Annotated in this window: 13 protein-coding genes; 4 read left to right on the plus strand and 9 right to left on the minus strand. The window is 72.4% G+C overall.

All coding sequences use genetic code 11. The annotated features are described in order from the left end of the window. Positions 1–79: 79 nt before the first annotated feature. From ACFY01_RS10020 to ACFY01_RS10035, 4 genes are all read right to left on the minus strand, one after another. Positions 80–1,297, minus strand: coding sequence for an MFS transporter (locus ACFY01_RS10020; protein ID WP_390735190.1), 1,218 nt, complete (start codon positions 1,295–1,297; stop codon positions 80–82). 130 nt (positions 1,298–1,427) lie between these two features. Further along, positions 1,428–2,486, minus strand: coding sequence for an endonuclease/exonuclease/phosphatase family protein (locus tag ACFY01_RS10025; RefSeq protein WP_390735191.1), 1,059 nt, complete (start codon positions 2,484–2,486; stop codon positions 1,428–1,430). 195 nt (positions 2,487–2,681) lie between these two features. Next, positions 2,682–3,311, minus strand: coding sequence for a TetR/AcrR family transcriptional regulator (locus ACFY01_RS10030; protein WP_390735192.1), 630 nt, complete (start codon positions 3,309–3,311; stop codon positions 2,682–2,684). 100 nt (positions 3,312–3,411) lie between these two features. Continuing rightward, positions 3,412–5,001 carry an MFS transporter gene (locus tag ACFY01_RS10035; protein ID WP_390735193.1) on the minus strand — a complete coding sequence of 530 codons (1,590 nt, stop codon included), beginning with the start codon at positions 4,999–5,001 and terminating at the stop codon, positions 3,412–3,414. A gap of 200 nt (positions 5,002–5,201) precedes the next feature. On the opposite strand from ACFY01_RS10035, the gene panB reads away from it, so the two are divergent. From panB to ACFY01_RS10050, 3 genes are all read left to right on the plus strand, one after another. Continuing rightward, positions 5,202–6,068, plus strand: coding sequence for a 3-methyl-2-oxobutanoate hydroxymethyltransferase (gene panB, locus ACFY01_RS10040; protein WP_390735194.1), 867 nt, complete (start codon positions 5,202–5,204; stop codon positions 6,066–6,068). A gap of 504 nt (positions 6,069–6,572) precedes the next feature. Continuing rightward, on the plus strand, positions 6,573–7,598 hold the full coding sequence (locus ACFY01_RS10045) for an ATP-binding cassette domain-containing protein (RefSeq protein ID WP_390735195.1): 1,026 nt from the start codon (positions 6,573–6,575) through the stop codon (positions 7,596–7,598). Further along, entirely contained in the window at positions 7,595–8,425 is an 831-nt protein-coding gene (locus tag ACFY01_RS10050) for an ABC transporter permease (RefSeq protein WP_390735196.1), read from the plus strand. Before ACFY01_RS10045 ends, ACFY01_RS10050 begins: the two co-directional genes overlap by 4 nt. Before the next feature lie 29 nt (positions 8,426–8,454). Here ACFY01_RS10050 and ACFY01_RS10055 read toward each other — a convergent pair whose 3' ends face one another. Further along, on the minus strand, positions 8,455–11,721 hold the full coding sequence (locus ACFY01_RS10055) for a BTAD domain-containing putative transcriptional regulator (RefSeq protein ID WP_390735197.1): 3,267 nt from the start codon (positions 11,719–11,721) through the stop codon (positions 8,455–8,457). Positions 11,722–11,989: 268 nt separating this feature from the next. Beyond that, the gene (locus ACFY01_RS10060; protein WP_390735198.1) at positions 11,990–12,529 is read right to left on the minus strand and encodes a DUF6578 domain-containing protein; all 540 of its coding nucleotides are present in this window, start codon (positions 12,527–12,529) and stop codon (positions 11,990–11,992) included. 115 nt (positions 12,530–12,644) lie between these two features. Between ACFY01_RS10060 and ACFY01_RS10065 the strand changes: the two genes are divergently transcribed. After that, a complete protein-coding gene (locus ACFY01_RS10065; protein WP_390735199.1) occupies positions 12,645–13,415 on the plus strand; it encodes a site-2 protease family protein in 771 nt (256 codons plus the stop codon). On the opposite strand, the gene ACFY01_RS10070 is transcribed toward ACFY01_RS10065, so the two are convergent. From ACFY01_RS10070 to ACFY01_RS10080, 3 genes are read right to left on the minus strand one after another with little or no spacing between them, the layout of a single operon-like run. After that, positions 13,397–13,579 carry a hypothetical protein gene (locus ACFY01_RS10070; RefSeq protein ID WP_390735200.1) on the minus strand — a complete coding sequence of 61 codons (183 nt, stop codon included), beginning with the start codon at positions 13,577–13,579 and terminating at the stop codon, positions 13,397–13,399. The genes ACFY01_RS10065 and ACFY01_RS10070 overlap by 19 nt on opposite strands. Before the next feature lie 56 nt (positions 13,580–13,635). Continuing rightward, on the minus strand, positions 13,636–14,361 hold the full coding sequence (gene npdG, locus ACFY01_RS10075) for an NADPH-dependent F420 reductase (RefSeq protein WP_390735201.1): 726 nt from the start codon (positions 14,359–14,361) through the stop codon (positions 13,636–13,638). A gap of 9 nt (positions 14,362–14,370) precedes the next feature. Next, positions 14,371–14,571, minus strand: coding sequence for a hypothetical protein (locus tag ACFY01_RS10080; RefSeq protein ID WP_390735202.1), 201 nt, complete (start codon positions 14,569–14,571; stop codon positions 14,371–14,373). Between the last annotated feature and the right edge of the window lie 123 nt (positions 14,572–14,694).

Below are 14,694 nucleotides of genomic sequence, written 5' to 3' on the forward strand. Positions count from 1 at the left end.
AAGGGGCGGAGCCCCTGGGGACGGGAGAGGGCAGGGGCGGCGGGGGCGAGAGCCGCCCGCCCCCGCCGGCCAGTCGCCGTCAGCCGTGCAGCGCCTCCGCCTCCTGCGGGACGTGGGAGGCCACCAGCCGCTCCCGGCCCCCGGCAGGGGCCCGGCGGCGGTCCACCGCGTAGGCCACGCTTGCCACGCCCAGGCCGAGTACGGTCAGCGCCGCGCCGGCGAGCGCCGGGGACGTGGTGCCGAAGCCGGCCGCCAGGGCCAGGCCGCCGATCCAGGCGCCGCCGGCGTTGGCGAGGTTGAAGGCGGCCTGGTTGGCGGAGGAGGCCAGGGAGGGGGCCGCGGAGGCCTTCTCCATGACCATGAGCTGGAGCGGGGAGCCGGTGATGAACGCGGCCATGCCGAGGAGGGCGACCCCGAGGGCCGCGCTCCACTCCGCCCGCATGAGGACGGGGAACAGCAGCAGCACCACCGCCAGGGAGGTGAGGCCGCCGAACAGGGTGCCGCGCAGCGAGTGGTCGGCCAGGCGGCCGCCGAGCAGGTTGCCGGCGGTGGCGCCGACACCGAACAGGGCGAGCAGGAGCGTCACGCTGGACTCGGCGAAACCGGCGGAGTCCGTCAGCATCGGCGTGACGTAGCTGTACGCCGAGAACAGGGCGCCGAAGCCGGCCACCGTCGTGCCGAGGGCCAGCCACACCGGCAGGGAACGCAGGGCGGCCAGTTCGCCGCGCAGGCCGCGCGCGGTCGCGTGGGTGTGGTCGTGGGGGATCAGCGCGGCGAGCGAGGCTATCGCCGCCAGGCCGATCACGCTGACGCCCAGGAACGTCGCCCGCCAGCCCAGGTGCTGGCCCACGAGGGTGGCGACGGGGACACCGGCGATGTTCGCCACCGTCAGCCCCAGGAACATCAGGGACACGGAGCGGGCCTTGCGCTCCGGCGGCACCATGGTCGTCGCGACCACCGCGCCGACGCCGAAGAAGGCGCCGTGCGGCAGACCGCTGAGGAAGCGGGCGGCCAGCAGCGACTCGCTGCCGGGGGCGAACGCGGAGAGCACGTTGCCCGCGACGAACAGGGCCATCAGGCCGATCAGCACCGTGCGGCGGGACATCCGCGCCGTGACCGCGGCGAGCAGCGGGGCGCCGATGACGACGCCCAGCGCGTACGCCGAGACCAGGTGCCCGGCGGTGGGGATCGAGATGTGCAGGTCGTCCGCGACCTCGGGCAGCAGGCCCATGATCACGAACTCGGTCGTACCGATGCCGAAGGCGCCCACGGCAAGGGCGAGCAGGGCCAGGGGCATGAGGGGACCTTTCAGAGCGGTTCCGTGCAGTTCCGTACAGTGCGCGACTTCTCAGTCGTGCTCGACTTCCCAGTCGTATCACTATGTTCAAGTACGGAACAAACGCTCTCGGGGCCAGTATTCCAGCGGGTCAAGACCCGGTTGCCGATGTGGTGACCTTCACACGCGCCGCCACCGGCAGATGGTCACTGCCCGTTCGCGGGAGGGTCCAGGAGCTCTCCGGCTCGATGCCCTTGACCATGATCTGGTCGATCCGGGCCATCGGGAACGACGCCGGCCAGCTGAAACCGAAGCCGCTGCCCGCCGCGCCCTGCGTCGAACGCATCTGCGAGGTGACGGCGTTGAGGGCGCGGTCGTTCATCGTGCCGTTCAGGTCGCCGAGCAGCACGACCTGCTTGACCGTCTCGTCGGCGATCGCCTCGCCGAGCGCGTCGGCGCTCGTGTCGCGCTGCCGGGCGGTGAACCCGGCCTCCATCTTCACCCGTACCGACGGCATGTGGGCGACGTACACCGCGACCGGGCCCTTAGGGGTCGCCACCGTGGCGCGCATGGCCCGCGTCCAGCCCAGCTTGATGTCCACGGCCCGGGCACCGCTCAGCGGGTACTTGCTCCACAGCCCGACCGTGCCCTGCACCGAGTGGTACTTGTACGTCGACGCCAGCGCCTTCTCGTACACCGGCACTGCGGACGCCTTCAGCTCCTCCAGCGCCAGCACGTCCGCGCCGGAGGAGGCCACGTCCCGGGCGGTGCCGGACGGGTCCGGGTTGTCGGCGTTGACGTTGTGCGTGGCGACCACCAGATCGCCGCCCCCGCCCGACTTGTCGGTGAGCAGCCCCCCGAACAGGTTCAGCCATACGATCGACGGCAGCAGCACGGCGATCAGCGCCGTCGCCGACTTCCGCACCAGCCCCAGGACCAGCAGCACCGGGATGGCCAGCCCCAGCCAGGGCAGGAAGGTCTCCGTGAGGCTGCCGAGGTTGCCGATCCGGTTGGGGATGTGGGAGTGCAGCAGCATCACCAGGGCGAGCAGCAGCGCGAGCACCGCGAGGACGATGCCCCGGCGCCAGACGCGCGGGTCGCCGCGCCAGCCGTCGAGGAACCCGGTCGCCAGGCGCCGGAGCCGAGATGCCCGACGCTCGGGCCCCGAGCCGCCGTTGTCCGTCTCCGTCACGTACGCCTGCTGCGCCATACCGTCTGCCTCACTGCCTGCCGTGCACACCGTCGTCCCCATGTGTTCTTCCGACCCTAGGGGATGATCGGCCTCGGTCCCGCCGTCCATGACGGCCGTACGGGCACGAGGACGAACAAGTCGGCGCGGGGAGTTCCGGTTACGGGGGTGAGCGACCCGGACTGTGACGAAACGCGCACATTCAGGCGCCGAGCCCTAGCGGTCCGGCGAGCTGACGGGCCGTAGGCCTTCGAGGACCGTGTCGACGATCTGTTCGGCGAGCCCCTCCGGGAGGTCGGCGTCGGGGCGCAGGAGGGAGCGGGTGAGCATCGGGCCGACGAACAAGTCGTTGACCAGTTCGACGTCCACGTCCGCGCGCAGCTCGCCGTTCCGCTGCCCCCGGCGCAGGACCTCCAGTCCGATGTTGCGCCGGGGAGTTATCACACTGGCGTGGTAGGCGGCCCAGATCTTGGGGCTGCTCTTCATCTGGGCGTGCACGTTGTGCAGGATCGCCGAGGACCGGCTGACCAGGCCGCGCCGGCGCAGCGCCTCCAGCAGCACCACCAGGTCGTCGCGCATGGAAGTGCCGGGGAGCTCGGGATCCTTGGGTTCGGCGGCGCGCATGACGTCGACGAACAACTCCTCCTTGCCGCTCCAGCGGCGGTAGATGGTCGCCTTGCCGACCCCGGCGGTGCGGGCGATGCGCTCGATGGAGAGTTCGGCCAGCGACACGCCCTCCTCGAGGAGTTGCATCACGCCCTCGATGATGGCCTGTTCCACCGCCTCGCTGCGGGGGCGGCCCCTGGCGGGGCCGCACTGCCGGGGCCGGCTGTCGGCAAGGCTCACGTCGTTCCGTCCTTTCGCCTGCTGCGCGCCGATGTCGCGCAGCTGCCTCCTCCCCCGTCGATCGAGTTTCCTCCTCGACCGAGTCTCCCCCGTCCACGGGCTATTCTCCGGCCGCCACCAACTGCGGCTCCTCCGTGTCCTCCTGACGCCTCGGCGGCTTGCCCGGCAGGAAGAGGGCCACGACGACCGCGCCGATGATGGCGACGCCGGTGCCGCACAGCGCGGTGATGTGCATGGCGTGCAGGAAGGCGTCGTCGGCCGGGCCGACGAGGGCCTTGCCCTGGGGGCCGAGCTTCTCGGCTACGCCGAGGGTGGCCTCGACCGACTCGCCCGCCGTGTCCCTGAGGCCGGCCGGCAGCAGGCCCAGCTTGTCCTCGATGCCGTTGCGGTAGACGGTGGACAGCACCGAGCCGAGCACGGCGATGCCGAGGGCGCCGCCGACCTGGCGGAAGGTGTTGCTGAGGGCGGAGGCCGAACCGGCCTTCTCCCGCGGCAGGGCCTGCATGATGACGACGGAGGTCGGCGTCATGATGTGCGCCATGCCGGTGCCCATGAGGAAGAAGACGACCTCCAGCAGCCAGATCGGCGTGTCCTTCTCGAAGGTGGCGAAGGCGGCCAGGGTGCCCGCGATCACCACCAGGCCCGCCGTGGTGGTGGCCTTGTTGCCGAACCGGTCGACCACCAGCCGGGCGCGCGGGGCGAAGATCATCTGGGCGGCGGCCAGAGGCAGCATCAGCAGACCGGACTGGAGCGGCGAGTAGCCGCGCACGCTCTGGGTGTAGAAGACCGAGAAGAAGGTCACGCCCATCAGCGCGAAGAAGACCAGTGCGATGGCACTCATCGCGGCCGAGAACACCTTGTTCTTGAAGTAGGAGACGTCCAGGGACGGGTGGTCGCTGCGCTTCTCGAAGATCACGAAGCCGGTGAGCACGGCCAGGCCGGCCGCGATGGTCGCCAGCACCTTGGGATCCGTGAAGTCGGCCAGCTCGCCGCCCTTGATGATGCCGTAGACGAGCAGGACCAGGCCGACGACGGACAGTACGACGCCGACGGGGTCGAGGCGGCCGGGGTTCGGGTCGCGGGAGTCGGGCACCAGCCACACCATCAGCGCGAGCGCGAGGATCACGATGGGCACGTTGATGAGGAAGACCGAGCCCCACCAGAAGTGGTCGAGCAGCGCGCCGCCGGTGATCGGGCCGATGGCGATGGCGAGGCCGACACCGCCCGCCCAGATGCCGATGGCCTTGGGCTGCTCCTCGCGCTCGAAGACGTTCATCAGGACGGCGAGGGTGGCGGGCATGACGAACGCGGCACCGAGGGCCATCAGGGCGCGGTAGGCGATGAGCTGGCCGGGTGAGCCGGACTCGGCGGCCAGGGCCGAGCCGATGCCGAACACCATGAGCCCGCCGAGCAGAACCTTCTTGCGGCCGAGCCGGTCGCCGATCAGACCGGCGGTGAAGAGGAGGCCCGCGAAGACGAGGGTGTAGGAGTTGATCGCCCACTCGATCTCGCTCTGGGTGGCGCCGAGGCCGGTCGGGGCCGGGGTGGAGATCGTCTTGATGGCGACGTTCAGGATCGAGTTGTCCAGCACCACGATGAGCAGGCTCAGCATCAGCACGCCGAGGATCGCCCAGCGGCGCCGGTGGACCTCTTCCGGTATCCGGCGGGCAGGGACGGCAGGAGTAGTCATGCCGCAGAGCCTAGAGCAATTCCAATACGGCACCGTCTCGTATCTGAATTACTTTACCCAGGCCTTACACAGGCGGCGCTCCAGGGGTGCGCGAGGGATCACGCGGGACCCCCCTGGCTCCGACTGGCACGAGGTGCCACCATGGAGGCGGTCCGGGGACGCCGTCAGGGCGCCTCGAGATGACGTTAGGAGCCGTTGCAATGACGCAGCTTTCGGCTGCCCAGACGAAGCCCTCCGACGGCAGCAAGGCGCTGTACGGGGGCAAGGGCACGCGCCGCATCACCGTCCGCGACATCGCCCTCGCCAAGGAACGCGGCGAGAAGTGGCCCATGCTCACCGCCTACGACGCGATGACCGCGTCCGTGTTCGACGAGGCGGGCATCCCGGTCATGCTGGTCGGCGACTCCGCCGGCAACTGCCACCTCGGGTACGAGACGACCGTGCCCGTCACCCTCGACGAGATGACCATGCTGTCGGCGGCCGTCGTACGGGGTACGAACCGCGCGCTGATCGTCGGCGACCTGCCCTTCGGCTCCTACCAGGAGGGTCCGGTGCAGGCGCTGCGCTCGGCGACCCGGCTGGTGAAGGAGGCGGGTGTCGGCGCCGTGAAGCTGGAGGGCGGCGAGCGCTCGCACGAGCAGATCCGGCTGCTGGTGGAGTCCGGCATCCCGGTCATGGCCCACATCGGCCTGACCCCGCAGTCCGTCAACGCCATGGGCTACCGCGTGCAGGGGCGCGGCGAGGAGGCGGCGGCGCAGCTGCTGCGGGACGCGAAGGCCGTGCAGGACGCGGGCGCGTTCGCGGTGGTGCTGGAGCTGGTGCCGGCGGAGCTGGCGGCCGAGGTGACGCGGGTGCTGCACATCCCCACCGTCGGTATCGGGGCCGGGGCGGAGACGGACGCGCAGGTGCTGGTGTGGACCGACATGCTCGGGCTGACGTCCGGGCGGGTGCCGAAGTTCGTCAAGAAGTACGCCGATCTGCGTGAGGTCATGAGCGGCGCGGCGAAGGCGTTCGCGGAGGATGTCGTCGGCGGGACGTTCCCGCTGGAGGAGCACTCCGTCCACTAGGACCATTGCCCGCACCACAGGCAGCCCGCCGATCTTCCCCCGTCGGCGGGCTGCCGCCTTGTTTCCGACCCTTTCCTCGCCCCCGCCGCCCCTACCCTTCCCGTCCCCAGGGGCTCCGCCCCTTGGCCCCCGCCAGGGGGCTGCGCCCCCTGGGCCCCCGCGGGGCTCCGCCCCTGCACCCCGCCGGGGCTCCGCCCCAGGACCCCACAGGGGGTTGCGCCCCCTGCACCCCCGCGGGGCTCCGCCCCGGACCCCGTCGGCCTGAACGGCCTCGTCCTCGAACGCCGGACAGGCTGATGAGAGCGGCCGCGCCCTCCAGTCGCCGCGACGGGAGAGGAGAGCCGCGCCTCCCAGCCGACCCGCACGGGTGGTGGGTGGGCATAGGCCCGGGGGGCTGGGGGCGGAGCCCCCAGCGGACCGGCCGGGTCCGGCTGCTGCCGGCCGTCGGAGACGTGTAGGCGACCTGTCGGTGGTTTGTCGGTCGGGGCTGGCACCGTCATCGGCATGACGCGAATCGACAACAACCCCACCGGCGCGGACCACGCCGTCACCGTGCGGGGACTGGTCAAGCACTACGGCGAGACCAAGGCGCTGGACGGGGTGGACCTGGACGTGCGCGAGGGCACCGTGATGGGTGTGCTCGGGCCGAACGGAGCCGGGAAGACCACCCTCGTGAGGATCCTGTCCACCCTGCTGGCCGCCGACGCCGGACAGGCGACCGTCGCCGGCTACGACGTCGTACGGCAGCCCCGGCAGCTGCGCCGGGTGATCGGCCTCACCGGGCAGTACGCCTCGGTGGACGAGAAGCTCCCGGGCTGGGAGAACCTCTACATGATCGGCCGACTGCTCGATCTGCCGCGCAAGGACGCCCGCGCCCGCGCCGACGAACTGCTGGAGCGGTTCTCCCTCACGGACGCCGCCAAGCGCCCGGCGAGCACCTACTCCGGCGGTATGCGACGCAGGCTCGACCTCGCCGCATCCATGATCGGCCGGCCCCAGGTGCTGTTCCTCGACGAGCCGACGACGGGACTCGACCCCCGTACCCGCAACGAGGTGTGGGACGAGGTCAAGGCCATGGTCGGGGACGGCGTCACCGTCCTGCTGACCACCCAGTACATGGAGGAGGCCGAGCATCTGGCCTCGGAGCTGACCGTGGTGGACCGCGGCCAGGTCATCGCCAAGGGCGGCATCGAGGAACTGAAGGCCAAGGTCGGCGGGCGCACCCTGCGCGTGCGGCCGGCCGATCCGCTGGAACTGCGCCCGCTGGCCCGCATGCTCGACGAGCTCGGCATCACCGGCCTCGCCACCACCACCGTGGACACCGACAGCGGCACCCTCCTGGTGCCGATCCTCAGCGACGAGCAGCTGACCGCCGTGGTCGGCGCGGTCACCGCGCGCGGCATCACGATCACCTCCATCACCACCGAACTCCCCAGCCTGGACGAGGTGTTCCTGTCCCTCACCGGCCACCGCGCCAGTGCCCCGCAGGACGTCACGCCCGCCGAGACCCGACAGGAGGTCGCCGCATGAGCGCCGCAACCGCCACCGCCCGCACCGCCACCGTCAGCACCGCCGACGCGCGCATCCCGCTGCGCGGCCACCTGCGCCACACCGGCGCCCTGATCCGCCGCAACCTGCTGTGGATCAAGCAGGACCCCGAGTCGATGATGGACGCGGTGCTGATGCCGGTCATCTTCACCCTGCTGTTCGTGTACGTCTTCGGCGGCTCGATCGGGCAGGCACTGGGCGGCGGGCAGGACGGGTACGTGCAGTACGTGATCCCCGGCATGATCGCGATGATGAGCATGACGCTGTCGCAGGGCGTCGGCACCGGCTTCAGCCAGGACTTCAACTCCGGGGTCATGGACCGTTTCCGCTCCCTGCCGATCGGACGCGGCTCGGTGCTCTTCGCGAAGATCACGGTGGAGCTGACGCGGATGCTGTTCGCGACGGTCGTGCTGATGACCGTCGCCGTGCTGGTCGGCTTCCACATCCACCACTGGGGCGGGCTGTTCGCGGCCGTGGGCCTGGCCACGGTGTTCGCCTCGTCGATCATGTGGGTGTTCCTCACCCTGGGTGTGATCCTGAAGAACGCGCAGTCGGTGCAGGCGATGGGCTTCCTGGTGCTGTTCCCGCTGCAGTTCGGCTCGTCGATCTTCACGCCGACGAAGACGATGCCGGGCTGGCTCCAGGCCTTCACCGACTACAACCCCCTGTCCACGCTCGCGGACGCGGCGCGCGGACTGATGATCGGCGGCCCGGTCGCGCACGACCTGTGGGTGACGCTGGGCTGGTCGGTGGCCATCACCGCGGTGATGGCCCCGGTCTCGATCTACAAGTTCCGAACCAAGACCTGACCTGCCGTACCTGGTCCGGTCGGACGGTGTCAGACGAGGGCGGTGGCCTCCACGAGGGAGAGGCCACCGCCTTCGGCGTACGCGGAGTCGTACGTCTCCTCATCGAGCGCGGCCCGGACGGCCGCCTCGGTGCGCTCGCGCACCGCGCGCTCGACTTTCCCCGGGACATGGCCGGACGGCAGCAGGGCGGCGGCCGCGCCCAGGCAGCGGGCGGCGTCGCGGGCGCGGGTACCGCCGTCGGCCTCGGCGAGGGCCGTCGCGGCGATGGTCAGGTACAGGGTCCGCAACTGCGGGGCGATGGCCAGGGCCAGCGGGTCGCCGGCCTGCTCCAGTGCGCGTCGGATCTTGTCCAGGGCCTCGTCGGGACGGCCGTCGACGGCGTCCACCCAGGCCTCCTGGCCGAGGATCAAGGCATCGAAGACGACGAAGTGCGAAATCGCGAAGTCCCGGCGGAGCAGGCGGAGTTGCTCTCGGGCCTCGGCGACGCGGTCGGTGAGCGAGAGCCAGCCGGCGAGGAAGAGGCGGGCCATGGGCATCGCTTCGTTGTGGCTGCCGTCCTGGCGGGCGATGATCTCGCGCAGCATGCGCTCGCCGAGCTCCGGCTCACCGGTCTCCAGGACCACGGCGGCCAGGCGGACGCCGAGCACCGCCGTCTGGGCGCGGGCGCCGAGGCGTTCGGCCTGCTCGATGGCCGCCCGGAAGTCGGCGGCGGCCGACTCGTACTCTCCCTTGCGCTCATAGGACTCGCCGCGCGCCGAGAGCGCCTCGGCCGCGCCCCAGGCGTCGCCGAGGCGCTGGAACATCTCCAGTGCCTCGTCGGCGTCACGTCTGGCATCGCCCGCCCACTCGCTGCGGTTGGCGAGGATGTTGGCCCGCATCTGGAGGGTGGCGGCCAGTTCCCATTCGAAGCCCGGGGTTTCCCGGGAGGTCCGCACGCAGGCGTCGATGATGGCGCGCAGCCGCTCGATGCCCCCGGTCAGCAGTACGGCGTAGAACCACAGCATGCCCGGGGGACGGCAGGTCTGCGGCAGGCCGGGTTCGTACACCTCGGTGATGACGCGCAGCTTCGCCCGGGCCTCGGGGGTCTGCCAGGCGTCCAGCTCGGTGTCCATGCAGGCGAGATGGGTCAGGTGCAGCCCGCGCCGGACCTCGTCGAGCAGTTCGCCGGTATACGGGGGCGGGGTGTCCGTGCAGCGCTGCCACACCGGTGCGGCGCGGCGGACGGGCTCGGTGAACGGGTCGGGGCCGAGTGCCATGACCTCGGCGCACAGATTGCGGGCCTCGATGCGCAGGTCGCGCATCTGCCAGTACCAGCCCAGCGAGAGGACCAGGCAGATGGCCTCCTGCTCGTCCCGCGCGGCGATGGCCCGGCGCAGGGCGGTGCGCAGGTTCTCGTACTCCAGCTGGAGCCGCTCGATGGCGGTGCGCTGCTCGGTGCCGCGCAGCAAGGGGTCTGTGGCACGGGCGAGTTCACGGAAGTACGTCAGGTGGGCGCGCTCGGTCTCCCCCCGCCGGCCGGACTCGTCGAGCCGTTCGCCCGCGTACTCGGCGACGGTCTCCAGGAGCCGGTAGCGCATCCCGCCGTGGGGGACGGGGGCGGCGACGACCAGGGACTTGTCGACCAGGGAGCCCAGCGCGTCGAAGGCGTACGGTCCGCACACCGCCTCGGCGGCGGCGAGGTCGCAGCCGCCCGCGAAGACCGACAGGCCGCGCAGGACCTCGCGTTCGCCCTCGTCGAGCAGGTCCCAGGACCAGTCGACGACGGCCCGCAGGGTCTGCTGGCGGGGCAGCACGGTGCGGCTGCCGGAGGTGAGCAGCCGGAAGCGGTCGTCGAGGCGGTCGACGATCTGGCGGGGCGTGAGCATCCGGAGCCGGGCGGCGGCGAGTTCGATGGCGAGGGGCAGGCCGTCGAGGCGCCGGCATATCTCGGCGCACGCCTCCGGGTCGTCCTCGGTGCGGAAGCCGGGCCGGGCGGCCGCGCCCCGGTCGGCGAGCAGCCGCAGCGCGACCGGCTCGGGCAGCGGTTCCACGGGGCGCAGCAGCTCGCCGGGGACGCCGAGGGGTTCCCGGCTGGTGGCGAGCACGGTGACCCCCGGGCAGCGGGCCAGCAGCCGCTCCGCGAGGCGGGCCGCGCCGTCCACCACGTGCTCGCAGTTGTCCAGGACGATCAGCATGCGGCGCCGGCCGCAGTGCTCGACGAGTCGCTCGACGGGGTCGTCGTGCCGGTCGGCGACGGCCCGCATGCTCTCGGCGCCGGCGCCGTGCAGCACGGTCTCGCGGGCGCCGATCGCGGTGAGCACGGCCTCCGGTACGGCTTCCGGGTCGTCGACGGGCGCCAGCTCGGCCAGCCACACCCCGTCCCGGGCCGTGCCCCGCACGGCTTCGGCGGCCTCCTGCGACAGCCGGGTCTTCCCCGCCCCGCCGGGTCCGAGCAGTGTGACCAGCCGGGCCGTCACGAGGTCCGACCGGAGGGCCTCGATGTCGGCCTCCCGGCCGACGAAGGAGGTGAGGCGGGCGGGGAGGTTGCCCGGGGCCGCCCCGGGCGGGCGCACCGCCGGCGGCTCCGGCTGTGGGGACAGCAACTCGGCGTGCAACGCCCGTAGTTCGGGCCCGGGATCGGAGCCGAGCCGCTCGACGAGGAGCTGTCGTACGTCCTCGTAGGCGGCCAGTGCCTCCGCCGTGCGGCCCGCGTCGCGCAGGGCGCGCAGCCGCAGGGCCTGGAGGGGTTCGTCCAGGGGGTGGGTGTCGCACAGGGCGGTCAGCTCGGGCAGCGCCCCCTCGGCGTGGCCGAGGGCGAGGGCGGCGGTGTGCCGGGCGCGCAGGGCGTCCAGGCGGCGGGTGTCGCAGCGTGCGGCCTCGGCGGTGCGGTCGGGCAGGTCGGCGAGGGCCGGGCCGTGCCACAGCGCGAGGGCGTCGTCGAGGACCGTGGCCGCCTTGGCCGCGTCGCCGTCGGCCAGGGCGCGCAGCCCCTCCCCGGTCAGGCGTTCGAAGCGGTGCAGGTCGATGTCGTCGGGCGCGGCCGCGAGCCGGTACCCGCCCTCCGCCGAGGCGACCGCGTCGGCCCCCAGGGCCCGCCGGAGCCGCCCGACCAGCGCCTGGAGCGCGGCGGTGGCGTCGGCGGGCGAATCCCCGTCCCACACCTCGTCCACCAGCACACCGACCGGCACCGTCCGCCCGGGTCTGAGCGCGAGCACGGTCAGCAGCGCACGCAACCGCGCCCCGCCCACGGAAACGGACGTACCGTCGGGACGGAGTACCTGCGTGGTGCCGAGAATCCGATAGCGCACGGCCCCCATTCTCCCCGCTCAACTCCCCACCGGTCACGGAGTTCCCCCCGGCGGGCCGCCCACGGCCTCCGACCCGACGGACCCTACCGCCCCCGCCGGGCACTTTGCCGTCACCGGACCGGCGCGACGGGCGGCCCACGGCCCCGGGCCGACCACGGCCCCGGGCTGACGGGCCCTGTCGCCCCCGGCCAGGTCTCCGACGGTCACGGCGTTGGCGCGACGGACCGCCCACAGCCCCCGGACCGACGGACCCTACCGGCCTTCCCACCAAGCTCTCCTACCGTCCCCGCCGGGCTCTCCGCCGGTCACCGGGCCGGCGTCGCGGAGCGGCAGGGGGGTTCGGGGTGGTGGGCGTGCTGTCCGTGATGGACGGCAGTCGGCGGTGGCCCGTCCCGTGGACGGTTTCCGGGGGGTCGGGAACGTCGAGGGTGACGAGGACACCGTCCGTGTCCCGCCTGCGCCGGGGGTCCGGGCCGTCGGCGGGTTCGCCGCGGGCGAACCACTTCGGGCAGCTGTCGACCGGTTCGAGCGTCCGCCGGCCGGGCACCGGTGCGAAGGTGCGCGAGCCCGGGCCGGTCTCCGCGTACTCCTGCTGGACGAGGTGGATGGCGCGGACGCGGCCCTCGGCCGTGGGCCACCCGTCGCTGTGGTACTCGACCCGCAGCAGCCCCTCGTACTCCTCCTCGTCCCAGCCCCACGCCCGCATGTCGTCGGGTTCCATGGGCATCACCGGCCACGTCACCTCGTCCCCGACCGAGAACGGCCTGCCGCAGCACTCCATCTGCCAGCCCTCGTACAGCGCTCGCCTCAGAACCATTCCCCCACCTTCCTAGGAACCGGCACCGGTCCGCGAGACGTTTTCCCCTTACGCCCGGTACGGTCGGGCTCGCCGTCCGCCTCAGCTCCAGCTTCGACCCACAGGAGTCCGCCGCATGACCACCGCCACCACCCGCCACAGCGAGCGGCGGATCAGTCCCGTGTTCGTCGGGATCCTGGCCGTCACCGCGGTCACGGGATGGGCCACCTGGACGGGGTTCGCCGACCAGCCGGGCGTCGCCGTGTTCCTGTTCGTGACGGCCGCCTGGATCGTCTCCCTGTGCCTGCACGAGTACGCGCACGCGCGCACGGCCCTGCACAGCGGTGACGTCTCGGTCGGCGCGAAGGGCTACCTCACGCTGAACCCGCTGAAGTACACGCACGCCCTGCTCAGCATCGTGCTGCCGGTGGTGTTCGTGATGATGGGCGGGATCGGCCTCCCGGGCGGCGCGGTGTTCATCGAGCGCGGCCGGATCCGGGGGCGCTGGCGGCACAGCCTGATATCGGCGGCCGGCCCGCTGACGAACGTGCTGTTCGCGGCGGTGTGCACGGCCCCGTTCTGGCTGCACGCGCTGGACGGGGTGCCCCTGGAGTTCCGCTTCGCCCTCGCCTTCCTCGGGCTGCTCCAGGTGACGGCCGCGGTCCTGAACTTCCTGCCGGTCCCCGGCCTGGACGGCTACGGCGTGATCGAGCCCTGGCTGTCGGACGGCGTCAAGCGGCAGGTGGAGCCGTTCGCCCCGTTCGGCCTGCTGTTCGTGTTCGCGCTGCTGTGGCTGCCGTCGGTCAACCACGTGTTCTTCGACGTGATCGACGCGATCCTGCGGGGGCTCGGGGTGAGCGAGTACGACGCCTCGTACGGCTGGGGCCTCTACCGCTTCTGGGAGTAGCCGGCCCGGCTTCGCCGCAGGTAGTACCAGGTCATGTTGGACGACAGACCGGCGAGCAGCACCCAGACAACCCCCACCAGCCAGCTGCCCTGGACGAAGGAGACGACGGCCGCGGCCACGGCGAGGAGGCACACGACGAGGGCGTAGAGGGCAAGGCGGGGCATTTCGTTCAGGCTCCTGTCGGGGGACACTGCTTCGGCGACCAGTGTCCCCCATCCGGTCAGACGTCCGTGATGCGGAGCCCCGCGTGCGCCTTGTACCGGCGGTTGACGGAGATCAGGTTCGCGACCAGGGACTCCACCTGGTGGGCGTTGCGCAGCCGCCCGGCGAAGATCCCGCGCATACCGGGGATGCGCCCGGCCAGCGCCTGGACGATCTCCACGTCGGCCCGCTCCTCGCCCACGACCATCACATCGGTGTCGATCTCCTCGATCTCCGGGTCCTGGAGGAGGACCGCCGAGAGGTGGTGGAAGGCGGCGGCCACCCGGGAGTCCGGCAGCAGCGCGGCGGCCTGCTCGGCGGCGCTGCCCTCCTGAGGCTTCAGCGCGTAGGCGCCCTTCTTGTCGAAGCCGAGCGGGTTGACGCAGTCCACGACCAGCTTCCCGGCCAGTTCCTCGCGCAGGGACTCCAGGGTCTTGCCGTGCCCCTCCCAGGGCACCGCGACGATCACGATGTCGCTGCGCCGCGCGGTCTCGGCGTTGTCGGCGCCCTCGACGCCGTGCCCGAGCTCCTCGGCGGCGGCCTGCGCGCGCTCGGCGGCCCGCGAGCCGATGATCACCTTCTGGCCGGCCCGGGCGAGCCGGTAGGCGAGGCCCTTGCCCTGGGGGCCGGTGCCGCCGAGCACGCCGACGACCAGTCCGGAGACGTCGGGGAGGTCCCAGGGGTCCTTGGCGGGGGCCGTCGCGGGGGCCTTCGCGGGCTGCTGTGCGCTGTCGCTAGAGGTCATGCGCCGACTCTACGTCCGCCGTCCGGGGGCCACCGGCTCAGGTGGCCCCCGGCACGGGCGCCCGTAGGCGGCGGGCAGGCCGTCGACCGTGTGGACGGACCGCCAGGTCCGGCCGGCGCCGGTAGAGGCGCGGACGGTCGTCAGGGCCCGGCCGCCGGGGAAGGCGGGGCCGGAGAAGAGCAGCACGCCGGGGTCGCGGAGCTGGAGCACGCTGCCCCGGCAGACGGGCGAGCAGTCTCCCGGACCGGGTGCCCACCACCGCCGGGATCCGGTAACTGGCGTGGCCCTCGCAGCCCGCGCGGAAGGGGACGGTGGCGTCGGTCCTCGGGCGGC

It is taken from the genome of Streptomyces sp. NPDC001480 (assembly GCF_042894725.1).
Taxonomy (GTDB): domain Bacteria; phylum Actinomycetota; class Actinomycetes; order Streptomycetales; family Streptomycetaceae; genus Streptomyces.